Source organism: Paenarthrobacter nitroguajacolicus (assembly GCF_031455195.1).
In the GTDB taxonomy this organism is placed as follows: Bacteria; Actinomycetota; Actinomycetes; order Actinomycetales; family Micrococcaceae; genus Arthrobacter; species Arthrobacter nitroguajacolicus_D.
In genome coordinates this window covers 608148-632276 of sequence record NZ_JAVDSH010000001.1, presented here as the reverse complement: position 1 = coordinate 632276, position 24129 = coordinate 608148, and the positions used below count along the sequence as shown (strand labels likewise).

20 protein-coding genes and 1 pseudogene are annotated in these 24129 nt (G+C 59.2%); 7 read left to right on the top strand and 14 right to left on the bottom strand.

Features of this window, described 5'->3' with window-relative positions; translation table 11 throughout:
* Positions 1-63: 63 nt before the first annotated feature.
* Positions 64-1090: pseudogene (locus J2Y68_RS02945) on the top strand (IS256 family transposase); the annotation flags it as partial.
* A gap of 219 nt (positions 1091-1309) precedes the next feature.
* Here J2Y68_RS02945 and J2Y68_RS02940 read toward each other — a convergent pair.
* Positions 1310-2200 (bottom strand): hypothetical protein, encoded by an 891-nt coding sequence (locus tag J2Y68_RS02940; protein WP_309989458.1) that lies wholly within the window; start codon positions 2198-2200, stop codon positions 1310-1312.
* Positions 2201-2816: 616 nt separating this feature from the next.
* Between J2Y68_RS02940 and J2Y68_RS02935 the strand changes: the two genes are divergently transcribed.
* A complete protein-coding gene (locus J2Y68_RS02935; RefSeq protein WP_309989454.1) occupies positions 2817-3128 on the top strand; it encodes a hypothetical protein in 312 nt (103 codons plus the stop codon).
* Positions 3129-3351: 223 nt separating this feature from the next.
* Here the strand turns inward: J2Y68_RS02935 and J2Y68_RS02930 are convergent, their stop codons facing one another.
* A complete protein-coding gene (locus tag J2Y68_RS02930; RefSeq protein WP_309989452.1) occupies positions 3352-5631 on the bottom strand; it encodes an nSTAND3 domain-containing NTPase in 2280 nt (759 codons plus the stop codon).
* Positions 5632-6327: 696 nt separating this feature from the next.
* Here J2Y68_RS02930 and J2Y68_RS02925 point away from each other — a divergent pair.
* The 5 genes from J2Y68_RS02925 (at position 6328) to J2Y68_RS02905 (ending at position 11719) form a co-directional block, all read left to right on the top strand.
* Positions 6328-7368 carry a 3'-5' exonuclease gene (locus tag J2Y68_RS02925; RefSeq protein WP_309989449.1) on the top strand — a complete coding sequence of 347 codons (1041 nt, stop codon included), beginning with the start codon at positions 6328-6330 and terminating at the stop codon, positions 7366-7368.
* 1679 nt (positions 7369-9047) lie between these two features.
* Entirely contained in the window at positions 9048-9497 is a 450-nt protein-coding gene (locus tag J2Y68_RS02920; RefSeq protein ID WP_309989446.1) for an SdpI family protein, read from the top strand.
* Between the two features lie 45 nt (positions 9498-9542).
* Entirely contained in the window at positions 9543-10244 is a 702-nt protein-coding gene (locus J2Y68_RS02915; RefSeq protein WP_309989444.1) for a hypothetical protein, read from the top strand.
* Between the two features lie 45 nt (positions 10245-10289).
* Entirely contained in the window at positions 10290-10874 is a 585-nt protein-coding gene (locus J2Y68_RS02910) for an SdpA family antimicrobial peptide system protein (protein ID WP_309989441.1), read from the top strand.
* A complete protein-coding gene (locus tag J2Y68_RS02905) occupies positions 10859-11719 on the top strand; it encodes a sporulation-delaying protein SdpB family protein (protein WP_309989440.1) in 861 nt (286 codons plus the stop codon). Before J2Y68_RS02910 ends, J2Y68_RS02905 begins: the two co-directional genes overlap by 16 nt.
* 225 nt (positions 11720-11944) lie before the next feature.
* Here J2Y68_RS02905 and J2Y68_RS02900 read toward each other — a convergent pair whose 3' ends face one another.
* The 12 genes from J2Y68_RS02900 to J2Y68_RS02845 all read right to left on the bottom strand — a co-directional run bounded on the left by J2Y68_RS02900 (position 11945) and on the right by J2Y68_RS02845 (position 24088).
* Positions 11945-12232 (bottom strand): hypothetical protein, encoded by a 288-nt coding sequence (locus tag J2Y68_RS02900; RefSeq protein ID WP_309989439.1) that lies wholly within the window; start codon positions 12230-12232, stop codon positions 11945-11947.
* A gap of 8 nt (positions 12233-12240) precedes the next feature.
* Entirely contained in the window at positions 12241-12780 is a 540-nt protein-coding gene (locus J2Y68_RS02895; protein ID WP_309989437.1) for a barstar family protein, read from the bottom strand.
* Positions 12781-12824: 44 nt separating this feature from the next.
* Entirely contained in the window at positions 12825-13778 is a 954-nt protein-coding gene (locus J2Y68_RS02890; RefSeq protein ID WP_309989434.1) for a GIY-YIG nuclease family protein, read from the bottom strand.
* Between the two features lie 93 nt (positions 13779-13871).
* Positions 13872-14261: a hypothetical protein gene (locus J2Y68_RS02885; RefSeq protein ID WP_309989433.1), complete on the bottom strand. Its 390-nt coding sequence runs from the start codon at positions 14259-14261 to the stop codon at positions 13872-13874.
* A gap of 177 nt (positions 14262-14438) precedes the next feature.
* On the bottom strand, positions 14439-14831 hold the full coding sequence (locus J2Y68_RS02880) for a hypothetical protein (protein WP_309989430.1): 393 nt from the start codon (positions 14829-14831) through the stop codon (positions 14439-14441).
* Between the two features lie 119 nt (positions 14832-14950).
* The gene (locus tag J2Y68_RS02875) at positions 14951-15340 is read right to left on the bottom strand and encodes a hypothetical protein (protein WP_309989429.1); all 390 of its coding nucleotides are present in this window, start codon (positions 15338-15340) and stop codon (positions 14951-14953) included.
* Positions 15341-16053: 713 nt separating this feature from the next.
* A complete protein-coding gene (locus tag J2Y68_RS02870) occupies positions 16054-17601 on the bottom strand; it encodes a helix-turn-helix domain-containing protein (protein WP_309989427.1) in 1548 nt (515 codons plus the stop codon).
* A complete protein-coding gene (locus J2Y68_RS02865) occupies positions 17594-18676 on the bottom strand; it encodes a DUF917 domain-containing protein (RefSeq protein ID WP_309989425.1) in 1083 nt (360 codons plus the stop codon). Before J2Y68_RS02865 ends, J2Y68_RS02870 begins: the two co-directional genes overlap by 8 nt.
* Positions 18673-19893: a hydantoinase/oxoprolinase N-terminal domain-containing protein gene (locus tag J2Y68_RS02860; protein ID WP_309989422.1), complete on the bottom strand. Its 1221-nt coding sequence runs from the start codon at positions 19891-19893 to the stop codon at positions 18673-18675. Before J2Y68_RS02860 ends, J2Y68_RS02865 begins: the two co-directional genes overlap by 4 nt.
* A 657-nt stretch (positions 19894-20550) precedes the next feature.
* Positions 20551-21549, bottom strand: coding sequence for a zinc-dependent alcohol dehydrogenase family protein (locus J2Y68_RS02855; RefSeq protein WP_309989419.1), 999 nt, complete (start codon positions 21547-21549; stop codon positions 20551-20553).
* 365 nt (positions 21550-21914) lie between these two features.
* Complete coding sequence (locus tag J2Y68_RS02850) at positions 21915-22739, bottom strand: aspartate/glutamate racemase family protein (protein ID WP_309989417.1); 825 nt, start codon at positions 22737-22739, stop codon at positions 21915-21917.
* Positions 22736-24088, bottom strand: a complete 1353-nt coding sequence (locus J2Y68_RS02845) for an MFS transporter (RefSeq protein ID WP_309989414.1) — start codon at positions 24086-24088, stop codon at positions 22736-22738. Before J2Y68_RS02845 ends, J2Y68_RS02850 begins: the two co-directional genes overlap by 4 nt.
* Between the last annotated feature and the right edge of the window lie 41 nt (positions 24089-24129).

Here is a 24129-nt window from a genome sequence, read left to right as displayed (position 1 = left end):
ATTTGCGGGGTGGCGCGGCGCCTTCCTGCATGCCGCCTGACTTATCGAAAACCCGAACTTTCGAACGGGGGATGGTCCAAGACCGTGCTGACCGAGATTGGCCCGGTCGAGATTGAGGTGCCCCGGGATCGGGACGGCTCGTGAGAGCCGGTGATTGTGCCCAAACGGAAACGGCGTCGGGATGGGATCGACCAGATCGTCCTCTCACTGTCCGCACGGGGGCTGACGACCTGGGAAATCGCCGCGCACTTCGAGGAGGTCTACGGGGCCAAGGTCTCCAAAGACACCATCAGCGGCATCACGGAGAAAGTCTCCTCGGAGTTGGCCGAATGGTCGGCCCGGCCTTTGGAGCCGCTCTATCCGGTGCTCTTCGTTGACGCGGTCGTGGTTAAGGTCCGTGAGGGGCAGGTGCGCAACACCCGTTCTATGTCGTCATGGGCGTGACCGTGAACGGGGAGCGGGAGATTCTGGGGATCTGGGCCGGCGACGGCGGTGCAAGTGCCAGGTTCTGGCTGCAGGTCTTCTCCGAGCTGAAGAACCGGGGCGTGGAGGATGTGTTGATCGCCGGCTGCGATGGGCTCAAGGGCCTGCCGGAAGCGACCACGACCACGTGGGACCGGATGGTGGTGCAGCAGTGCATCGTGCACCTGATCCGCAACAGCTTCCGCTACGCCGGCCGCGAGCACCGCGAAGGCATCGTCAAGGCGCTCAAGCCCGTCTACACAGCCCCGTCCGAGCAAGCGGCGAAGGACCGGTTCGCCGAGTTCACCGCCGAATGGGGTCAGTGCTATCCGGCGATCGTGCGGCTCTGGGAAGCCTCGTGGGCCGAATTCGTGCCCTTCTTGGAGTACGACGTGGAGATCCGGCGGGTGCTCTGCACGACGAACGCGATCGAGTCGATCAACGCCCGTTACCGAAGGGCAGTACGCACTTTCCAAACGAGACCGCTGCCGTGAAATGCCTGTACCTCGTCACCAGGGCTCTTGATCCCACCGGCGGCGGTCGGGCACGCTGGGTCATGAGGTGGAAGCCTGCGCTAAAAGCGTTCGCGATTACCTTCGCGGGCGCGTTCGAAAGAACCACTCAGTAGTGAACGGCGCCGAACCCCACACAGCGTTTATCAGACAGTCCCTCCCTCGTGCCTCGACGTAGTTAGGGAGCAAGAAAATTACGCCTGGAAGCTGGATAAGAACGACAACTCACTGGATGAGCCGGTAAAGGCTGACGACGATGGCGTCGACATGGCGCGGTATGGGTGACCACGGTTCTAGGCAAGAAGGGAGCGTTCTGAATCCGATCGCCTTGGAGGTCAAGACGGCGGATTCGATTTGCCCCGTGGCTCCGGCTTGCTTTTCTGAGCCTCGGTGGGCGCCGTCGTGGGGACCATCATAGTTTCGATGACACGGTGTACAGCTGCCGTTCGATCTGAGGGTTCCAGAGTCGACAAAAGCCGTTCAGCACCGAGCATGCGGGAGAACTCAACGGGCTGGAGGAAAAACTGGCGAAGCTGCGCGGACGCTTCAGCCTGAGCCTTCATAAAGGTGACGCCAATGTAGGAGCCCATGGCTGCGCCCGCAACTCCGATCACACCCGCCGCTATGGAAGCCGTTCCGTTGACGGCTAGCGCAGCCGCCACACCAAGAAGGATGACGGTGACGAATCCACCAATCATTGCCCACCGACCGGCTCTGAAGCTGCTCTTCGCCTGGTCCATGGCGATCTCGTGGTAGTAGTCGATGCGCCGCTGATTCGCTACCCAAAGATCCGCTAGGTCGAGGTTTCCCGCATCGGCGTCTTTCGCTAGTTCTTGCTCTTCGAATTGTATATTCTCGACTATTCCAAGTCTGCGTAAATTCACAAACTGTCGCTTCTGCGCTGCTCCCTCAAGCGGTCCAAGGGCCGCATATATAGCACTCGCCGCGAATATAACAGTGGTCAACAGCGTAATCTGAAACGCAGGGGATATGTTCATGTACTGGAACCAGGTGGAAAGAAAAATCCACCCAACTATCAGAATCATCGTAAGGAGTAGAAAGCATACGAACAGGATCTGTTGCTTCTTCTTGTGCCGCTTGTACTCAGGTGTTTGCCGCCAGAGTACCTCCATGCTCTCGATGTACGACGAGTACTCTCGATGCGTCACGGATAGACTTCTGCCGTAGATGATGCCGTCTGCAACACCGTCTCTGTCCTTTGCCATGATGCACGTCTCCTTGATCACCGACGTTTTCCTCGATCTTACTCGGCAACACTTCATGCAAAAAATGTGCCGCATGTAGTGCAGCGAAATGATAGGGCTCTTTCTGTTGACAGGGCTAAGCGTGCGCCTTAGGTTAAATAAATTGCGTTGTAGAAAGATGCCCGCCTGTTATAAGTTGACTGCATGTGATAGCACAACCAAACCTTCCGATTGAGATTATCCGGCGCAATTCTTGGGAAGCATAAAAGCTTTATCCCTGCGCTCAATCCAATCGAAGGAGGATAAATGCCGGGCAGCCCGTTTGGTGGCCAACTAATGGACTTCGCCAACAAGTTTGACCAGATCGCTGCACTAAACGGTTGGCTGTTCGACGCTCACTCGGTCATCGCGGAACCAGCGGTGCTGTCGAGATCAAGCGCTACCGAAAGCCTAAGGACGGCGACCGCGAGGAGACCGCCGAGCACCAGATCCTTGACCTCATCAGCACACCGAATGCGGTCCACACCGGCGAGCAGCTGCGCAAACTCCCCCTCACACGCAGCTTGAAATGGATACAGAGTCCATCCGCTTCGTGTGATGACAGTTGCGCTGGGCGTTCGCGTCTCCAGCGGACGCCATGTATCTCACCCTGCGGAACAGCACGGGCCGCGTGGACTGCCGTCGTTTGCCTACTGCTACCGCACGGCGCTCACCATATCGGCAGACTCCACGCAGTGCCCGTCGCCTGCCAGGATTCGTAGCGGCCATATTTCCGGGTATCGAGAATAGCCTCGCAGCCGCGTTCGAGGTCTCGGCGCAGAACTTCCAGCCATTCACCGTAGGGGTCGCTTCGATGCAACGACACCATGTCCAGACGTGCCTCGAAATCGTCAGAAACCCGGTAGAGCCGCATGGTGAAGTCATCATCGCTTTCGCCGACTATTTCTGAAATGTGTGGACAGCGATTGAGTGCGGAGTGCCAATGCCTGTAGTGCGAAAGAAGGACTTGTCCTTTGGGATGTCGTCACGTGAGTAGGACCTGCCCACGTGACGACCACCAGATCCAGGCGAATAATTCGGGCCCATAGTCGGACTGCGCCGGTACCAGTGATGGGAAGCTCTGCATCCTTCGCCGCAGCAGCCAATCGTCGGCTTCTGCGAAGTACGGTCATCTAGTGGCCGACGTGTACGTCGTCGAACTGGTCTCGGTCCGAGGGCGGTGTTTCCGTGTGTACGTAGGGAGTAAATGAGTGGGAGCGGGGCGGGCTGAAGTCTTCCTCAGCGTCGGCCACTCTTTGCGCGATCATGCGCTGGGCCGCCCTAAGGACGCCAGAGACCTCTGGATCTTCGCTGAGAGCATTTATATATGCGGTCACTGTATTCTCGGCTTGTTCGTACCGCGCCGCCGCCGGAACATCGCTGTCGAATCCGTCCGCTGACCTATAGATGAAGTCATCGATGTCCGGCAGCACTTGATTTATGACGCTTTCCAGGAGCGTAGTTCTTTCGCTCTCTGTGAATAGGCCGACGATGTCAGAGTCCAGCCAAGTGCCATCAAAGTCCTCGATTGCTCGGGTTTCAAGTAAGTCAACCGCGCTCCTCCGTAGATTCTCTGGAAGAGCCTCGGCAAGACGAAGCCGAGCGAGTAGCACGGGACGCCACGACGACCCCATAAGGTGCGTGAAATTCAAGAGGCTGGGCAATCCTCGCGTGTGCATCGCCGCCCAGAGTCTAAGGAAGTCGTCTGAGCATCGACGTGTCAGGAACTGCGCGAGCGGGCTGTACCAATCGCTGCCTATGGCTAACGACATCGTTGTACGTGCAGCAACAATTTGATACAGGCTCGGCGGGACGCTTAGCAGCGTGCCCGCCTGGGAGCCTCCGCAATCGACCTGCCCGACTAGCTCATCGTCCGTTAGACCCTTGACCAGTATTTCAACCGCATTAGGGTCATCCGCGATGGTGGCGGCGAATCCTTCACGGAGCGTGGGGTGGCGGAAACGCCAGTGTTGCGCACCGGATGCATCGGTGACCGCACTAAGGAAATTCTGGTTGAGGTGACTAAAGGCAGGAATCACTTCGTGAACCGTGGCTCCCAACCTGGAAACTGTCTCGGTGAGCTGGGCTGAGAGGTCGAGTGGAATGGGAAGTCCGTAGCCCGAAAGGTACACGCAAGCTAACGCTGCTCGGGCGGCGGGATCTAGTTGTGCTATTACATCCTTCAGGAAGTCCACCGGGCGCTCGACATAATCGAGGATCTGATTGCTGGTTGTGACCTCTTTGGTAAATGCTTGACGGCCCAGGCGTCGAGCAATCTCCGGCTGAAAGGCAGAGCTTGCCGCCACCGCAGGCAGTTGCGGTCGCCATTGCCGAAGCAATTTGGCAGGTTGATCTCCAGCTCTGAGATGGTTATAGAGAATCTGGCGCCGTTCCTCCTTGGAGAGTTGCGCAACGTCAACTACGACGCGCTGTTCGCGGAGAAGCGGATATGCGTACTCCTTTAGATGCGTACGCGCCTGCTGGTAGATGTAGTCACGGCTCGTGAGGATGACTTTGGCACCGCTTTTTACGGCTGTCATGATCTGATCGAGTCTGCGAGACCATTGATCGGTGAGCTGTTGGTCGTACCTGATCGCACCGAAAGCGTCATCCACCCAGAAAAGCTGACCTTTTTCGTGCGGATTCCAAGACTGGATGAGCTCCGAAGCAGAGTCGACCCTTCGAACCCCAGCGCCCTGCTCGTCTAGTGCTACAGCCGAGAGCACCGCTGCAATCGTAGACTTGCCCGCTGCGGGCGCGCCCAGCAAAAGAGTAAAGCCGTGCTCTGCCAGCGCATCAGCCGCTTGCCGATACGCTGCGGTCGGGACGAAGGTTGCGAGGTCTTCGCCGAGGTTTGCCAGAAGTACGCTCGACTGCTCTAACCTTCGCTCATCCAAAATTTGGCTGAGGTCACCCAGCCCGTAGACCCTGGGAACATACCGCCGTAAAAGCGGACGAGTGCTGATCTGTTGGCAGATCCAGGTGCCGTCGAGACTTAGCACTTGGCTCACGCCACGCTGTTGCAATTCATCTATAAGCCAAGCCTCAGTCTCGCCAGTGACGCGAAGGTTTGTCATCAGTATGTACCCGTCGCACAAGCCCTGTTCTTGAAGTCGCTGTACTTTCGCGAGTTCGTCTTTAAGGCCATGCGGGGATAACGTTCCTGCTCCAGATGCACTGAACTTACATTGGGCAACTACCGGGCCGGTAGCGAAATTTGCAGGGATTCCCGAACTTTCGTCAGGTCGAGTGGTGGTCCACCCGGTGTGGAAGGCACCATCGCGGCCACCGTCGTTGCTGTCCGCAAAGGTGTGGAACGTTTGACCAAACACCGTCTGTAGGATTACGGCGCTTAGGTCCTGAAACGCGCGCCACCCTAGCTTGTGAAGGTCGTAACTTAATGACTCCGCCATAGCACCATTATGGCTGGCCGACCCGCGCCCCTACCTCGCGAGGATCCGACGATGCGGCCGCCGAACTCCGCTGTGTCCTCGTGGTGCGGATCTAGAAGGGAGTGAAGCTTTTCTGGATCGGGTCCGGTGATGCTCACACGCTGGCCTGAGCTGAGCATGGACCGCACGTCTGTCACCGCTGCTCATGTGGGCGCGTCAATGTAGAAGGGCTCGTTCTGTGATTCGGGAGTTACCAGGCGTGACGATCAGCCCGAAGCCAATTCGGTCCAAACGCCTTCGTGCGCCGTTGGGCAAACATCCGCGTTAGCATCGGAGGAGTCGGGCCTAGAATACGCCGATCTCCGAGCGTCAACGTTGGCCCTATAACTCCGCCCGGCCGAATCTGGTGAATTGTCGAAAGAAGAAACTATGGAAATTGCCCTTGTCGTGGCACTCGTTGTCTTCCTTATTTGGTGGGCTTCACGAAAACGAAAACAACGTAAACCTGAGACTCGTCGTGCTCAGTCGACAGAGTCCGCCCCGCCGATGAGTTCACCGGCGATCTACACCAACCCGCGTCCCCCGCAACAAGACGCAGTGCCAACCCGTCAACGTATGCGTTTTGCTGAGCCCGGTAGGGTTGGTGACCTGTTTAGCTATGGGGGACCCGGGCAGGGTCGCGGCTATGTTCACGACGGGCCGTTTGCTGTCATAGATGTGGAAACGACCGGCTTCTCACCTAGCAAGGGTGATCGTGTCATCGAAATAGCGATCGCCAGGGTGGACCGGAACGGGCGTATCGAAGACGAATTCGCTACCCTCCTCAACCCGGAGGGCAGGGACACTGGCGCTGTGTTCGTTCACGGCATCAGCAATGACTCTGTTCGCAACGCGCCGCTTTTCGGTGACGTCGCACCCGACATCATGTCGCGTCTTGAAGGCACGGTCGTCGTGGCCCACAACGCCGTGTTCGAAGAGCGCTTCATGGCCGCTGAACTTGCCCGAATTGGATTGAACACCGCACCCGTGCCCGCTCTGTGCTCGCTGTGGTTGGGCCAGCAGACGTTTGATACACCGAACCACAAGCTCGGCACCTTGGCTGAACATGCCGGCATCTCGCTCGTGGACGCGCACGCCGCGCTGGGTGACGTCAGGGCAACGGCAGCGCTGCTTCCGCAGATGTTGGAACGGTACCGGCCCGCTATCGAGTATGGCCATGACCCCATACAAGGATTGTTCGCGTCGCACCAGCTCGGATTGGTCCCTCCGATGACGCGGGCATCATCCCTGAGAAAAGGCACCGATGGGTGGATGTCTTCTCTACTTTCGCGGTTGCCGATCAGCGCGGCGGACGTCGCCGACGCGGCGGCAGCAGAGTACTTGGATGTACTCGCCCTGGCGTTGGCAGATGGCAAGATCATCGGCGATGAGGCGAAAGCCCTTGCCAAAGTAGCTGGCAGGGGAGGTATGGGCGCGGCGCAAGTCCGTGGACTCAACGAGCGTTTCTTGGAAATGATGCGCGAGGCGGCGTTCGCCGATCAAATCCTGACAGCGGATGAACTCTCAGTTCTCAAGCGCTCGGCAGCAGTACTTGCAGCACCCGGATACTTCGACGACCTCGTCCCCACCGCACACGCTGAGCTGGCAGGGAAAGTCATCGTTGCACAGCCTTCCACCGCCGAGAGTCCCCGAGTTCGGAAATGCGGTCACTGTCGGACACCAGGTCACTATCGTTCGAAGTGTCCTGACCTCAACTGAGTTGCCCGCACCACAGCAACGGGGTGCGAAGGACTGAGTAAACCTAAACGTCGGCCCAACTGTCCAAGGCGTGTTGGACGGTTGGGCTGGCCTCCTCTAATTGGCGGCGACTTTTAGGTCATGTCGCCGAAGCTGCCATTCGCGATAGATCGTTGATAGGAGGAGAAACGATGAAGGACCCCTGCTCGCCTTGGCCAACGGTGCGCCATTGCCGAGTCCACGGTCGCCGCGTTCCGGGCGAATGGAGGCATGCCATGGATTCCTTATCAAATGCTGACGGACGGGCAAAAAGGAAAGTGTGGACAATGTCCACACTTTCCACCTCGGACTGCCTCATTCAGCGACCGGACTGGCCCGGATTCCGCACGTTTCCGCCATTTCCCAGTGTTCCCAAGGCCGAGAATCCCGTTCGAGTCCCACCTCGGGCACGGCATACCCCCTCGTCAGAGGGGGTTTTTGCTTTAACCTGTGTACAAATGTGGACACGAGTCCCCGATGCGTGGTGCCGGCTGATGCCGGGCCGCCGGTGGGCCTTTTCAGTTTTGGGGGAGCGGGTTCAGGGTCTTGGCTGGTGGGCCCTCCGCCTGCTCTGAATTGGGGGTATGTGATCCTGTCTTGGTGCGTTCGGTAGGTCGTGGTTGTCCTACACCTCTTCATGGGTAGGGGGACTGAGGGCAACATGACTTCGAGAGCAGTATTCCTTTGTTTGGGCACAGTAAAGGCTGGCTCAATGGTCACCCATTGCAAGAGTTGAGATTGAGCGGAAGTCCCGAAATCCCGGACCGGTAGCGGTGCGAAGTTGAACCTCCTGGCATTTAGCCGGGGCCTGTCCAGTCTGGGCGCCTCCATGGCGACGGCGGCTTTGATGCTGGCCTTCCAGACAGCCGGGGCGTCAACGTGGACTGTGACCCTGCTGTTGTGCTTAGCCTCTTGCCAAGTCGTCGTGGGGCCACTTGTCGCCCGTGGCTTGACCGCGTCGAGACCACAAGAACCTGGCAACCACGTTTAGCCTGCGCGGTTGCTTGCCATTGCCATTGCCATTGCCTTCACGTCCGACGTCACCGGGCTGTTGGTGCTGCTTGGGGTGGCCTCTGTGTGTCTGTGATCGATGGTCCACCGCTGACATTACTTGTGCTCAAGGTCCAGATGCCAGGCTGGGGCCCGTGCCTGCCATCGCCCGGATGTGAGCGTTCCGCGGCGCGGGTATCGTTCTGGGCCGTTGTCGGCTGGTGTGCTCGCGGACCAGCTCGGCAGCATGATCGTACTGCTGATCGGCGCTGGACTATTCTGGCTCGTCGCCGCGGTCATCGTGCTGGTGGGTGTGCGCCGGTACCACCTGAGAACAAGGCGCCGACACAGCCTTCATGGTTCAAGCAGGTAGCCGCCGGCCCGCCACCTTGTCTGAGGTGAAGACTGTGGGGTTTGGAAGTGAGCCAGCCGTGAGCGACCTAGTACTCGGCCGCAGTTTCAGTGACGACGGCATAGACGGCGGCTTTGTCGGCGGAGCTTGAGGCCATCTCCAGGTTGGGTCCATTCCGACCCCTGCAAGACGAATGCAGCTCCGCCGACGAGTCTTCTCCTTATTTCACATGTGATAACTACTGACTGAAGGCGTGTAGTGGTCGGAGCCTAATCAAATCAGCGGCTGTGATTTGCGACGGGCTACGGCCAATGTTAGCGTGGCATTTCAATCTGGAGTTTTCTCGGTCATCCGAGTTCGTAACAGTGAAAGGATCGTTTTGGGGGCGGTTTTCAGCACGACAATGTTCACGATTGCGTTCTTGGTTGTAGCAGGCCTACTTCAAATGCTGGCATCGCAGGTTAAGTCTGGCGATTCGAAGCCTAACTATACGTTTGGCATCCGCTCGAAGGCTACTCTGTCGTCTGAGCGTGCATGGAACGCTGCACACACTTCAGCGCTAGGTGCCTTGAAAGCTATTCCGGTGATGCTCATCGGCTTTGTGGCAACACTGTGGGTCATATTTGCAGTACTACCCAAGGATGATTCAAGTGTTCCGTGGATCTTCTTCTCGGGTATGGGGTTCACGGCCATCATGGTGGCCCTGCTCATGCACATGTACTACAAAGCTGATTCGCTGGCTCGACGTATTACTGAGGGCGATGAATAGTCCAAAGCGATGATCAGTCCATAACTAAATTTCTTTTCATTAATAATGGGGGATATTGTATTTTATAGTTCATCAAGTCGAACTTTTCGCATCAGCCTGGCTATGTTGCTATCTCTTCTGCTTGGCCCGGTTGGTATCTCGTCCGCTCAAGCATCTGTAGCTACCACTTTTTCAACGAAGAAAGCAGATTTCCGAGGAAACTACAGCGCCGAAGATGCGCTCCGGCTTCTCCTGGCTGGTATCGGCCCGTTGGCCGAAAGTAACCCACGATTGCTTAGCCTGCTGGGTTTTGCCGCAGATCGTCCGGTCCCAACTCTTGCCGAGGTTGACCCGATCGTTCAGGACTTCCTGGTCTATTACCCTGGGTTTAGTTCCGAAGTACTGCCAAAGCTCCGCTCTGGAAAGCCCCGCTCGGTCGAGGCTGGCCTGGCCACTTTCACGGAAAAGTTCTATGACTACCTGGCCTACCGCAAGGCGATAACTGATCCTCAGGATGCGCAGCAAGTTACGCCGTATGGGTGCGGCGTGACATGGACATGTGCAGCAGTGGCTGCCTTCGTAGTGGCAAACGGCGCCTTGTATGCCAACGTAGCGGTTGCGACCTTCGTGGTCGTCGCCGGTGGCGCCGTTTTGGTTTTGCTAGTAGTTCCCGGCTATTTGGCAAACAAGGACTACATGACAACGGCAGGTGTAGAAGAGATCGGGCGGGACACCGCGATTGCAGAGCTCACACGAGCGCTGCGATGAACTCGTCACTCCTATCCCTGAACTGGCTACCTGTCCAGACTTGCCATGACCCTGAATGACCCGTCACAGAGATCAAGAACGGCGGTGCTTGCGGGAGTAATTTCTCTAGCACTGTTTGGCGCCTTCTTCGCACTTACGATCTTCTACGCCATGCCCAGCAATGTGTTGGCCGTGAAGGAGGGGGAGCCCCTTCGCCGCACATTGGTGTCAGTTGCACCCCAAGCGTGGGCATTCTTCACCAAGCCGCCCAACGATCCGGAATTCGCCGTCTATCAGCTCCGAGATGACGGATCCGTAGAGTCGTTGATGCAGACTCCACAAACCCGGCCCGAGAATTACTTCGGACTAAGTCGTAAACAAAGGTCTCAGGGGCCGGAGCTGGGCGTGATTGGTAACACCATAAAGGAATGGGCCGATTGCAGTCCCGACGGCGGTCGACAGGAATGCCTCGAGAGGGTGCGATCCCTGGAAACCCAGATCGTCGACAATGACTCACCGGTTGCGTCCGTTTGCGGCCGGATAGTAATTTTTCAGACCAAGGCAGTCCCATGGGCTTACCGGGAATTTGAATCAGAAGCCCGGTTTGACGTTAAAGGTGCGGTTGTGGATTCGAGATGCAAGGCGCGATGAGAATAATATCCAGTCTGAACAATGACATCTGGTCATTCAATCCACAATCGCGAATCATTGCTGTCGCCAGGAGCGGTCTGGCGCTCTCCCAGGTACTGACACTCTTACTGACACCAGCACCCTACCTCTACTCGGTTCCGATTCTAGGACAGCCTTCAACCGGACAGTGCACCCGTGCACTGGAGAACGTATCGTTATTCTGCATTGCGAGCGAGCTCTCGGATGAAGTTGTGCAAGTCTTGATGATTATTGGTCTAATCGTTGTGATTTCTGGGTTTCTTCCGCGATTTACGTCAATTCTCCATCTTTGGCTTTCCTACTCATTTGCCCATACAGTTGCCCTACCTGACGGTGGTGACACGGTATTGGTTTTCACTACTTTTTTCCTCGTGTTTGTCTCTCTACCAGATAACCGGCTTTGGCACTGGTCGCAAGGCCACTCACGGTCCACTGCCAGGTTCGGTGCGTGGCAAGGAATTTCCTGGGCCGCACATTGGGCTCTTAGGATCCAGGTTGCGTATATCTATCTGCACAGTGCGTTGGCAAAACTGAGTGTTGAGAATTGGAGCGAGGGAAGCGCCTTGTACTACATAGTTCGCGGTGAGTTCTTTGGAACTGCGAACTTTCTTCAAAGCTTCGTTTTCTTCCTTACATCCGTTCCTATCGTTGCCCTAACACTTAGTTGGGGAACGATGATTATGGAAGGCGTCATTGCAGGAACCCTTCTTAGCAGGCGACCCATCGTGCAGACCGCAGGGTTCGTCGCCTGCGTCTTGTTGCATGTCGGCATCATCATGTTCATTGGGATCTGGTCCTTCGCACTGGCCATGGTTTTTCCGTCATGATTGCAGCGTCGCGGGGGCTGGGTCCTGTCATGATCAAGCTCTTGTCGGAGTTGCCCTTCAAAGCGAGTCCGCGCGGCAAGCCGGCGCCCATCGCTTGAGCAGTGAGCCGTCTGGATGTTGCTGAAGCCAGTGCGGCGATTCGAAACCGGACCGTAGTCTGTGCCGGCCCGTCATTGGGCCCCAGCCGGACGATTCGTCGGGCGTACCCGGTTCCGGGTTCCAGCATCATGATCTCTCTGGGTCTGTATCTTTGGTTCGCAGGTCGAGAATGAACTGCCGACCGAGCCAGTCGAAGCCGAAAGGAATCAACGGGAAGGTGAATTCAGGAAACGCTTCAGCGAGCATCGTGGACGCCCTCCGTGACCAATCCGCGGTGTGTACGCGGTAGAGGCCGCCGTTGAAGGTGCAGCCCCCGTAACGGGCAAACAGGCAGGACTGAGTGTCGCTGGTGACTTCCGGCGAACCAGGCGTGCTATCGGTGACTGAATAGGTGCTGCCAAAGTTCTCAAGCATAGGACTATCTAAAACTGTCCGGGCGGTTTATCCCCGACGTTCAAATGCTTGAGTGAGCCGCCCGCTGCTACCCAGCGCCGGGAAGCCGCTGCTGCAGCCTCGACGTCTGCTTGCAGCACCACATGAAACGGAACAGCCGGCCTATCCCAGACTTCGCCCAGCTCAACAGCCTCGGCGAATGTCCACATAGCGTCCCTGAGAAGGCTCACGAAGACCTGTAGCTGGTCTGTGTTCTCGTCAGCCAGCACTTGTTCCGCGTCCTGGACGAGGAGCACCAGCGAAGTCACCGGTAGCATCCAATCCAGGTTGCTTATACATTCATCGAGGGCGTCCCAGTTCTCGCCAAAGTAGCTCGGGAACTGAAGCGCCGCACCAGCTTCGTCCATGAGACTCTGTCGCCCACGCATCTTTCGACCGCGCAGCGTCCTGACGACCATGCCGCTGGAAGTCAGGCTGCTCAGCGAGTCTGCAGACGCGGCTGCGCTGGTGGCGAGCAGCATGAAAGAAGTGTCCGTGGGCACTTCAAGGTACGTTTTGGGGTCCATCATTTTGATTCTCCCAAAGTCCTCTTGAAGCCGATGAAACGCCGCGATCAGTTCCTGTTCAGGCCGAACGTGCGGGTCATCAGTGCTGCCTTGTAGTGGGACTCCGCCGCGTTCACCTCTGAGGCCGGCGTGCTGGGGCCGAATACCCTGAGCAGGCTGAACACGAAGTGTCGGGCATGGTCAGTCTTCGACGCGGCAGCCTTACCCTCGCCGGCTGTGCTCTGGAAGGCCAACTCACGAAGAGCCACGTTGCCGCCGTGCCCGTCACGTGCGTACGTGATCCACCTACCCAGGATCCGTTCGGCGCCGTCGGCTTTTCCGACGTATTGCTTGCCGTTGGAGGAGTCCGTGATCAGATAGATGCCCTGCACCTCAGAGAGTGCTGCCCGCCAGTCCGCATAGCGCGGATCCTCGACCATCTCACGCAGCTGATGGTAGGGGAGCAGAACGCCGTCGAACCCTGGAAAGGGAACCTTGTCGCGGTCTGCGATCTCCAATACCGGCATGCCTGAGGCACTCGTTGCGCTGGCCCGTCGGTGCCAACTCCGAGGTGTGTCCCATTCGATGACGAGCCGGTCTTTTAATGGCGCGAGAAAGTCGGAGGGTCGCAGATCGAAGTACCGCTCAGATGTAGTACGTTCGGCGATGATTTCGCCGTGGTTCTCGAAGGCACCCCACAGTCGCGATCGTTTTTTGCCGTCGGCGGCAAGGATGACCCAGTACCGCGGTGGGACGGCAGGGAAACTGCGCGGCGAGACACTCTGCTCCCGGGTGTAGGTAAGAACGCGTTCGGGCGTCAGGTCCTCGGGGCCTGGCAAAGCCTGGGGATCGCTAGGGCTGAAGGTGTGCCGGATGACCAGGATATCTTCCAGCTGCACAACGGGATCGTGGTCCGCGCCCATGCCAACGAGAACATGACCAAGGGTCAGAGCTGCGCGGGGGGTGACTCCGACAGGAGTTACAGCGTTCTCATGGAAGGCGAGGAGTTCAAGATCTGGCACGTGATCACTGTAAGTCATCGTGGCTTTGCTTGTGGCTCTGCTGTCATCTGCGTCCAGAGCTCACTGTGGCCCGGCACGTCATGGTCAGCTCGGCTATCCCTTGCCCTGCGGATCAGCGACGCAACGGCTATTGCCAGCGACAGTAGTGCCGAGATCGCCGGTATAAACCTGGAGAATCAGTCCATCGGGCCCGAAACCGTTGGTTATGATGAGCTTGTTCGTGGCCGTTGATTGATCGAAGGTCTTCACGCTGTACCCATGGGATACATAAAACTGCCCGACTTTTTGCCTGAGTGCCTCGCGCTCGGTGGTGCTGAGGGGTCCCATGGTCCGCGCTCCTGCAAACTCTTTGCCGTTTCCGGTTCCCTGGTAGTTGCAGTAGCCACCTGCCGGAACATCCTTATTGGTCCAATCGCCCGGTGCCATCGCTTGGATCTCGTCGAGGAGTCCGAAGAACTCCGTTTTGGCCTCTCCCGGCGTCATGGTTGCCTCTTTCCCGTCATCGGGAAGTGTGTTCGTTGCGGGGGTTTGAGAGGGTGATGGGGCAGTATCAGTGCCTTTGCCCGGAGACGCGGGGGCGCATCCGGACATGAGCAGCAGCAGGACGGCACTGGTGGAAAGGACGCGCCAGTGCCGGTGGACTTTGTTGGTCACTGCTTGCTACCGGAATTTGCCCTCGGGATCCGGCGCGCATCGGGTGTTGCCGCCGAGTGTGGTTCCGAAGCTGCTCGTTCCAAGCTGCATGGAGAACTTGCCATCGCCAAAGCCTGTGGTCGTCTGGTCTCGGTTCGCTCCCGAGGGCTGGGTTTGTACAACGCGTAGCCCTTCGCGCTCAAAGACTTCCTTTACCGTCTTATGTATCGCTTCAGCCTGATCTTCTGAGATCGCCCCCTGCGTACTGTCGTAATTGAACTGAGTGCCCTCGGACCCGTCCGGGAGGGGGCACGCCATACCGGGTTTATCGGGTGTAATTTTCGTCCAGTCGCCCGGGGCGAGAGCTTGAATTTGTGTGAAGATGTCGAGGTATTCGGTGCGGGCTTGTTCTGGTCCCATGGTCTGCTCCGCGGTGCTCGTAGGTGGGGTGGTGCTCGGTGTTGTTCCACACCCAGTGAGGGCAGCGAGGATGGCAACAACAAGGCCTTGGAGGAGAAATCTTCGCGAAGACATGGTGCTCATCGTTTCACATTCTTAAGTTGGTCACTCAAGCCCAGGGCGATCTTGGCTTGATTGCTGCTTGACTCGGTGTTGCGATCAAAGTATCCATTGATGCCGTCCGTGCCGCCGGTCTGTCCGTCGTGGGTTTTGGTGGGGTGCTCAACGGTGCCATCGGGCGCGGTGGTGCCGTCCGTGCCGAAGGTGACGGCACCGAATCCGGGGTCTTCGGTACTCTTACGCTGCCAGCCGAGCCCATGCCCGACCTCGGCTATGTGGTCCCAGTCGTAGGTTCCCCGGTAAACAGTGCCGCCTGCTCTGAACTGGGTTATGTGTTCCTCTCTTGATTCGTTCGCTAGGTCGTGGTTTGTCCTACACCCCTTCATGGGTAGAGGGACTGAGCCCGACATGACCACGAGACTGCGTCGAGATCACCCTGCTTCCGCTCGTTGCTGGCGTCAGGAGGCCGGGCTGGGCGCTGTATTGTCAGGTTAAAGGGGGTGTGGACATTGTCCACACTTAGATCTCCTTTATTGAGAACTGATCACAGCTATTCCCTGTGCCTCGTTCGGCCTACATCTACTCATCGCATGTAAGTGGCGCGAGCGACATGACGCGGATCCGGAAGCGCTCTGCGTGTGCTGAGTCACTCCGGGGTGAGAGTGCAGTGGCAACGGTCGGCAGATTGCTTTCAATTTGGTCTTGGCCCTGTCATCAAGGTGTCCGCCCGATCAAGCGGGACGCGGGGCCGACTCAGCTGAACGCTCCCCAGCGGTGCCTCCCGAACGTGGCGGCTCACGCGATTGTCGGCTGACCACGTCAAAGCCGACCAGGTTGCCGAAAAACACCCACAAGTCGTGCTGTCGAGGTAAGTTGTGATACGCACTGCGCATCACTTTTGGGCATGGTGCCTGGTTTGCTGGCACCGGGGCACCCACCGGGGCTACGTACGGGTGACGGCGTCGCCGTCGGGCTGTATGACCAGCGCTTTCTGAAGTTGGTGAGCAAGGGTAGCCGGCGGCGAGGACATGGCCCCGCGGAGGAGGCGGCGGTTCGAATACGCGGAGTTGCTGAAGGCACGCGAAGTGAATGACAGGAATCCTCGGCGCAATTATTGAGGGAATCAGACTGGGAACTCCGGGAGGCCTTTCTGGTTTACTAGGGGGTCTTCGGAAGTCGTTGTGTCTGGCATAGACCGTCGCAGCACTTTGACGATGAGGTGGACGGACAGCAGCTCGGAGGGGATATCAAGCGGAACACCGAGTTCCCGTGCCCGGTTAAGCCGGGCCTGCAGGGTGTTCCGGTGCAGGCTGAGGGACTTCGCTGCGAGGCTAACTGAACCGCGGTGATCGAGGAAGGCGGCCACCGCGGTAATGATCGCGTCGCGGTCAGGGGAGATCATCAGTCGCGGTAGTGATAGTTCTGCCACGAGCCCGACGGCGTCCATGTCGACGAAGGTTGTGGCCGCGACCACCCCGAGGCCAGCGAAGCCTAGAACCGTGCCGGGCCCCATTGACCAAGCGGATTGTGCAGCCAGCCGCGCCTCACGCACGATCACGGCCAGCGCCGGGGTGTCCTCCTGCCATCGGGACAGTCCCGCCACAAGGCCAAGCTCGGCAAGAGCTGGCCCAAGACGAGTCCTGATTCGGGTTTCAAGCTGGGCCGATGCGTCCTGATCCTCGGCGGACACGAGCACCAGCCAACCGTCCTGAACCTCAGCCAACGGGCTGCGTACTGTGACCTTGCGCCAGAGCAAGCGCAACACGGCCGTCAGCTCGGGCCGGTGGACTGGCACCTGCCCGCTGCGGAGCCACACGGCCACGTATGGCTCCCCTTCGCGCCAGCCCAACTGGGTCAGCAGATGTCGATATTGTTCTTCGAAGTCCGCGCCCGACCTGGCAGGGTCCTGATCCAACCCGGCGATCGCCGCTGTGGGAACGGCCCGGGCAGTGCTAACTAGTTCCTCCCACAGCCAGGCAGCCTTCACCGCGGGGGTGACCACCTCAAGGATTGAGCGCACCAGCCGCAGGTTGTGGACGCTGGAATTGGGCACGCGGGCCGTGAGGGTACCGCGGAGGGCGCTGTTGGCCCCGCCGACTTCCACAGTGATGACTTCATCAGTTTCCCGCAGAGGCATTCCGGCAGAGGCCAGAACTATGCCGTCGTACTCCAGCAAAACTCCGACCCCGTCCAGTTCCCTGGAAATGGTCTTGAGGACATCGGCGAGTGTGGCGTCCTTTGCAACTGTCCGGGCGACCCTGGCCAGTTCCGCATCGACCACCGACAGGGCAGCGCCGATCTCCGCCGCCAGTGCCAAGGCAAGCGCTGCAGGCTCCCCGTCAGTGGCCAGCAGCGTGATGCCTAACCGCTCCGCCAGTCCGACCGCAGCACTTGCATAGGCGCTTCCGGCCACGACGACGGCGCTGGCCCGCCGCTCCCACGCATGGCGCAGCGCCGCGGACACCAACCAGCCCCCTGATCCCATGTCTGTGGAGAGGACCACCACAGTATTGGGCCGCACCTGCCGGATTGCCTCAAGCTGGGAGACCAGAACAACACTTTCTATCAACCCGCTGGATGGAGTGAGATATAGCGGCGTGGCATCACGGAGGGAACCGTGTGCCAAGAGTGCGGCGACATCGAGTCGGGTTTCATTTTTCGATCTACGCATGTCGCCGCCTTGGGTGCACGATCGGAATGCCGAAGGCCTTGGGCTCGGCGAGATCAAGCCCCGTCTCCGAGTACCACTGCGCCGCTGCCGTGATCTTCATGATGTCTATGACGTCGCCCACCTGGACGTCGTCGAGGTTGACCACCGTGCCCTGCTCGGAATTGAGTAGCGTCACCATGTCCGGGACGGCTGCTGTTACCGCGCCATCCACAAGGACCAGCAGAATCTCATTCTGGATTTCAAGACGGACGATGCGTCCGGTGGTTTCGTCTTCGAGCGTTACGCTGGACGGCTGCGCCGGCAGGCCGAGGTCAGTGGGCCGGGATAGGCTTTCGATGTGGCTCACGCGGGCCCTGGCGATCCGCGTGGTGCCGAGGAGGTCGGCGAGCAACGACAACTTTGTCTCAACCGAGCTGTTCGCGTCCAGGATTTGCCCGATCCGGATCATGCGGCTGATGGAGCCGTGAACGCCATGCACTTTCAGCTGGTGTGCGGAACACGGATACATCGCGGTGGCTGCCCAGCCGCCCAGCTCGGTCACCAGTGCACGCACCAGCGTCTCGGCCCGCTGCGGGCTTTCGACCTCCACCACCGCCCGTTCCCCGGTTACCCCCATGAGCGCGATAGGGCCGATCGCCACGTTTCCAATGTTCAGTGTTGTCTGGCTGATCAAGGGGAAAACGCGGCCCATGGGGTCGGAATCGATGACGGGCAGCGAGGATTGCAGTCCAACCATGAGGGGGACGATTCCGTTGATGTTGGCGGCAGCGAGCGAATAGATCGCCCTCACCCTTCGGCCGAGACGGGCTTCGATGGCACTGATACAGCCGAGGAACTCATCGCCCACGGGAGGCATGTCGGCGATGAAAAGGCCCTGCGTTACCATTCCGACCGCCACCACCAAGTCGTCGGGAGCTAGCTCGTCGACGGTGACGAGTTCCACTGACCGGTCCTCCATCGCCCGCTGGATCATCTCCGCGTAGACGTAGATGGCCGTCGGGTCGATGGTGCAAGCCAGGAAATGGGCACCTGTTCTGAGGTTCCGGACGTCCTCGGTAGTGAGTACGGTGCTCATGGGTTGGTTCCCCGCGCGTCTGCGGGCGGCATGTGTTCTTCGTCGGCGGACGTTTCTCCTGCCGCCTGGACCCGGATTCGAACGATTCCGGGGTTCCCGTAGGGCATGGCAAAGACGTTCGATTCTATGATGCGGGTCTGCCCGGGGCTGCCGCCCAATTGGACCGCCGCTGAGTGGGCGTCCTCTTCGGCGAGGTTCTGCACGCGTTGCAGGTCAACCCGGCCGCTGACGGTCTCGAGCCTGTCGATCCACGCCGTCAGCGGGGCCACGGCAGAACCTACCATTGCGGCGTCCTGCGCCGCCGGCAGAGTGGGCACCAGCCCGAAGGGCAGCGGACTTTCCTGCCACTCGCGGAGGTCGGCAATCACCGAAGGGATGCCGGTGCGAATCGGATGATGGACGGTATACGGCTCCAGATTGGCGGCGTTGCTGGCGAGACTTGCGTCAAATCCTTGGCGAATGAGGCTTCTGGCGACGGGCAGGCCTCCACGGGTGTGGCCCACGGAGACCCCGGCCTCCATACAGAGAACGACTTCCCCGTCGGGGATTCCCGCCAACGTGGCCGCACCAAGGATTGCCATCGCGGGCTCGGCGCGCAACCCGTGCACAGGCGCCACGGCCAGCCGTGACAGAGGCGCGCGGCCGCCGTCGTTCTTTGCAAACGACAAGAGGGTGTCCGGGAGCTGGCGCCGGCCTGCCTCCTCAAGCATGGCAGCCAGCTCTTCCCCCGTCTCCATCAGGGCGCTGTTAAGGATGGCCGTGTAGTCGCGGTCCCGGAAAACGCTGGAATAGAAGTCAGTGGAAATACTGATACGCATATCTCTGTCGTTGCTGAGGATGGCATCGGCTATGCGCGTTTCGTGGTCCTTCGACGCTGTCGAACCGACGGAAGTAATCGCCACGTTCCGGACGTCACCGGCAAGGATGCCGGGGAGATCGGCCAGGAACGCCTCCAGGTCCAACCGGGCCAAAGGCCGTCCCCGCAGGTCGTGACCCCCGCGGACATGCACGGTCCGGGTCACGGCTGGCTTAACCAGGGCTGGCAGCACCATCATGTGAAAGTCGTCTGCTGGGGGACGGGGCGAAATACGGATGGCGAGGACGTCGCCCAGTTTCCTCTCCACCAAGACCCGTCCGACGTCGGCAGTGATCTCCGTGATGCCTGGCCCGAACTCCCGACGGACCCCGGACAGGGACGACTCCAATGCTTCCGACAAGCTGCCAGCGTGCACCTCCCGAGCGGCGGAAACTACAGTCCGCCCGTCCAGGACAACGGTCCGGCAGCTGGTTCCTTGAAGCCGCAGTCCCACTCTCATTGCTCAGTCCCTGCCCGACGTTTACCAACAGTGAGAACCTGCCGATTGCTGGATATCTCTTATGAATATAGAGTGCACCACTGCGGTGTGTCGCCTAAATCAAGGGCCTTCAAATAGATATAGGGCGACATCCCACAGCGGTGATCCCGGATTGAGCCTGTGCCGCCCAGCTCCGAGGCACTGCTGGCGGAAGACCACGTCATCGACAAGAGGGAACGCATGCTGCGAGCGGACAGCCCTTTCATCGACGGAAAGGCCAAGCGCGGGTCTGCGGCCGACCCGTTGAGGACCCGGTCCCGCCCTGGTGTGTCATCGCGGCTGTGAATGTCTGATTTGAGCGACCAATCGGTAGAGCTTACTTAGCAACTCAATCACTGCCGCGGCGCCTGAGGCGTCTATGTTTCTGCTACCGCTTAAAACTGCCCCCAACGATCAACGGGCACGAGCACGGCTCGCGTCTCCACCCGTCAGCAGTCCGGTACGGCGGTCCCTGCTTGAGTCCGATCCTGGTCCGTGCCCGGCGGAGTATTCAACGGACACGGACCAGGGGCGGCAGTGCTAATTTACTTGGACAACAATCTTCCCTGACTGTTCGTTCGACTCCATGTAGCGGTAGGCATCAAGCACTTGGTCGAAGGCAAAGACCCTGTCGACTCTGGGCCGCAGGGCCCCGGAGCTGATCCGCTTAAGGATGAAGTCGACACCCCGACGCCGCTCATCGGCCCGTCCGACGTGGTTGAACATTGAGTATGGGTGGAAAACGGATTGAGTTCTGCACATTGCAGCCATAGGGATAATGGGCTGCAAATCGCTCAGCGTTCCGTAGCCAAAAATGACGGCATTAGGTGCCAGGTGATCGACGTAGGTGCTGAGGGACTCACCTCCTACAGGATCGAAAGCGACCCGAACGCCTTTGCCATCGGTGGTGCGGTCGATGACCTCGCCGAGGTCGTCGACTCCCAAGAGGGCTACTTCGTTTGCGCCGGTCTCGAGGAGGAGCGATCGCTTCTTCTCTGACCGTGTCGTCGCTACCACTCTCGCACCAAGTGCGCGTGCGATCTCGATGGCGCCAAGCCCGGCCGAACTGGCGGCGGCAGTGACGAGCACTGTGTCTTCGCATCCGAGATGGGATGCCTCCGCGAAGGCGAAGTAAGACGTGAGATATTGCATCCAAACAGAGCAGGCCTGGGCATCTGAAAGTTCCGGTGGAGCAAGGGTTAGATAGTCGGCCGGTAGGACGGCTGTCGTTCCCTGTACGCCGTCGGTTGCGGTGAAGAAGGGAATGCTTGTGACGCGGTCGCCGATGTTGAAGGTTGTAACTTTCTCACCGATCTCGGTGACGGTACCCACTGCCTCGGAGCCAATGCGCGAGGGGAAAGCAGGGATTGTGTAGTGCTCTCCGTGGATGAACATTAGATCTGCGCGGTTGAGTGCGAATGCCGCGACGTTGATGCGGACATCGTTTTCCCCGACCTGACGTGGAGAAGAAGCTTCAACAGCCAGCACTTCAGGGCCGCCCAATTTGCGGAAGACAACCGCGGATTCCGGACTGCTCATCGCTGGACCAGCGAGAGGTTGCGCTTGAGAGGGGACAGCAGCCCGACGGTGACATGGTCCTCATGGGTCATCATGGGGTTGATACCTAGGGTGTGTGTTGACATCGCCTTACTTCCGTTTATGCGTGGTGCTAAATGCCACGTTTGCTTTTGATTTGTAAGCCGGCACTGATGACGCCGGGGTAATGGGAAGGATGCGGTTACTCGTCCCCGCATGGCTGGTGACCCGCAACGGTTCCCTCGCCTGCCTGTATCACGGGGGGTTCGAGGCAGGCGAGGGTATCGGGGTACCCTCCGCTCGAATATGCTCTGGGGGAGGGGATCTGTGTACCGAGGGCAGCCGGAGTGACGAGCGGTGCGATGTATTTACGAGGGCACCGTGGTCATTGACACTATGTGGTTTGGCTCGAGAGCCGGGAAGTACCGCTGGCGTTCCTGGGTCGTGGGCCCGTCGTAGCCAAGGCGCTTGCTGTGTGTCCAACCGAACCGACGCACCGAGTCAACGAGCTGCTCGGCGTGTTTGAGCGGGGCCACAGTCGCGTCGATCACGGGTACGCCAATTTCCTCTTGAACCGTTCGGAAGAATCCGAATTCGGCTGTGCAGCCGAGGATGACGACGTCTGCGCCGTCCTGCTCCACGGCCTTGCGTGCTTCGGTCATGATCCGCTTTTCCGTGAGCGCCGGATCCTCCTGGAAGTCATCGACACCCATCTCGAGCACGCGCCATGACGCAAGACGCTCTGATGCGCCGCAACGATGGACGTTCTCGGCCATCTCGGGAATCCACTTTTTCCGTCCGACAAGGATGGAGAATCGCTCGCCCAGACTTCCGGCGATGCTCAGCGCCGAGTGCGCCGGGCCTACGACTACCATGCGATCGGTGATTTCGCGTGCCGCCCGCAGCGCCGGATCGTAAAAGCAACCGATGACGGCGGCGTCATAGCCTGCTTCTTCCGCCCACCGGACCGTTCGCAACAACTGTGGAAGCATGAGTGCCTCAAAAGCGTTGTATTCGACGTGGGAGGGCCCCTCTCCGTCAAGGGAAACAACATCAACTTCGGTGCCGGGACGGACTATCTGGCGGAAAGAATCCGCCATCGCCCGGTTGTACACATCGGTGTAGAGCGGGTTGATCCACAGGATTCGGGCGTTCTCCGAGTGATCGTAAAGATTGTCGGTGGGGGTGATCATTCCAATTCACTTCCTTCGGTTTCGGGCAAGAACAGGGCAAGGAGGACCGTGACAAACAAGAACATGTTGATAAACAGAATCGTCGAGGTGACTCCGGCGGCGGAGGCTAGGAGGAATCCGACAAGACTCGGTGCCACCGTATTTGCGACGCGCTGACCGAAGATCCCGAACCCGTAACCTGAGCCGCGAAGGATCGAGGGATAGAGCTCGCCCATCCACGTGTCCCAGACGCCCCAGGCTCCCAGAGCGAAGAAGGCCAGGGAGAACATGCCGATATACATCTCGGTCTCGGTTGAGGCTGTCGCGAAGAAGAAGCCACCGCCGGCCGCGGCGAGGACGTAGATCGTGAATATCCATTTGCGGCCAAAGCGTCCGGTCAGGTAGGAGGCCGTCATGTAGCCGGGGATCATGAGGACCGCGCTCAGAGCAATGAAGGAAAAGCTTGATGAGGCGCTCAGTCCTCGCCCTTCAAGCAATGTCGGCATCCACGATTGAAGTCCCCAGTAGCCCCAAGAGAAGGTGAAGTTGATGAGGACCTGGATGACCGTGATCCGGCCCATCCTCCCCTTGAAGAGGCCCCAGATGGACTGCTTCTCGCCCTCCGACACGGTGAAAATGGTGCCACGGGAGATGCCGCGTGCTCCCAGTCGGTCGAGGACATCGTGCGCGTCTTCATTCCGCCCGCGCCTCGCGAGCCAGTACGGGGATTCCGGAACGACCTTGTACAGGACGATGCCCCACAGGCTTGCAAGTGCGCTAACAGCAATGACCCAGCGCCAGCCGTGCCCGCCGACCAGAGCAGCAGTGCCGAGGGCGGCCAGGATACCAATCGGCCACCCTGCGGCAAGATAGACCGTGGCCTTTCCGCGGACCTTAACCGGGAGCAGCTCTTCAAAATAGGGGAAAGTCACAGTGAAGACGCCGGAGAACAACAGCCCGGAGAGGAATCGAGCCACCGATAGGGTCTCAAAGTTCGGTGCGAGGCAACTCAGGAGCGTGAAGACGCCATAGCCGGCGAAGCTCCATGCACATGTTGCTTTCCTCCCGATCCGGTCAGAGATGGGGCCCCAAACGAGTGACCCTGGGATCATGCCCAGGAAGAGCGCCGAGATGGCGATTCCTACCTGCGTCATGCCGACCTGCAGGCTAGTAGCCAGATCACCAGCAACGTAAGTGAGCATGAGCATTTCCCAAGCTTCGATTGCGAAGGCGAAGAAGAGAACCGCGCAGATTTTAAAGTGGATGGACCCGAAAGGCATGTCGCGGAACGCGTGCCCGACGGCCATGGAGCGAGGCGGGCTCGCCGTCCCGGGCGCTTGCCCTGAAATGATTGGGTCGATACTGGACATGTCTTGGCCTCCGATATTTTTGGACAGGATAAGAAGTTCAC

Coding starts and splice junctions, on each gene's coding strand:
- J2Y68_RS02940 (WP_309989458.1), bottom strand. CDS start 2,200: ATGGCAAAGGACAGAGACGGTGTTGCAGACGGCATCATCTACGGCAGA.
- J2Y68_RS02935 (WP_309989454.1), top strand. CDS start 2,817: ATGTATCTCACCCTGCGGAACAGCACGGGCCGCGTGGACTGCCGTCGT.
- J2Y68_RS02930 (WP_309989452.1), bottom strand. CDS start 5,631: ATGGCGGAGTCATTAAGTTACGACCTTCACAAGCTAGGGTGGCGCGCG.
- J2Y68_RS02915 (WP_309989444.1), top strand. CDS start 9,543: ATGGGGGATATTGTATTTTATAGTTCATCAAGTCGAACTTTTCGCATC.
- J2Y68_RS02910 (WP_309989441.1), top strand. CDS start 10,290: ATGACCCTGAATGACCCGTCACAGAGATCAAGAACGGCGGTGCTTGCG.
- J2Y68_RS02905 (WP_309989440.1), top strand. CDS start 10,859: ATGCAAGGCGCGATGAGAATAATATCCAGTCTGAACAATGACATCTGG.
- J2Y68_RS02900 (WP_309989439.1), bottom strand. CDS start 12,232: ATGCTTGAGAACTTTGGCAGCACCTATTCAGTCACCGATAGCACGCCT.
- J2Y68_RS02895 (WP_309989437.1), bottom strand. CDS start 12,780: ATGATGGACCCCAAAACGTACCTTGAAGTGCCCACGGACACTTCTTTC.
- J2Y68_RS02885 (WP_309989433.1), bottom strand. CDS start 14,261: ATGACGCCGGGAGAGGCCAAAACGGAGTTCTTCGGACTCCTCGACGAG.
- J2Y68_RS02880 (WP_309989430.1), bottom strand. CDS start 14,831: ATGGGACCAGAACAAGCCCGCACCGAATACCTCGACATCTTCACACAA.
- J2Y68_RS02875 (WP_309989429.1), bottom strand. CDS start 15,340: ATGTCGGGCTCAGTCCCTCTACCCATGAAGGGGTGTAGGACAAACCAC.
- J2Y68_RS02870 (WP_309989427.1), bottom strand. CDS start 17,601: ATGCGTAGATCGAAAAATGAAACCCGACTCGATGTCGCCGCACTCTTG.
- J2Y68_RS02865 (WP_309989425.1), bottom strand. CDS start 18,676: ATGAGCACCGTACTCACTACCGAGGACGTCCGGAACCTCAGAACAGGT.
- J2Y68_RS02855 (WP_309989419.1), bottom strand. CDS start 21,549: ATGAGCAGTCCGGAATCCGCGGTTGTCTTCCGCAAATTGGGCGGCCCT.
- J2Y68_RS02850 (WP_309989417.1), bottom strand. CDS start 22,739: ATGATCACCCCCACCGACAATCTTTACGATCACTCGGAGAACGCCCGA.
- J2Y68_RS02845 (WP_309989414.1), bottom strand. CDS start 24,088: ATGTCCAGTATCGACCCAATCATTTCAGGGCAAGCGCCCGGGACGGCG.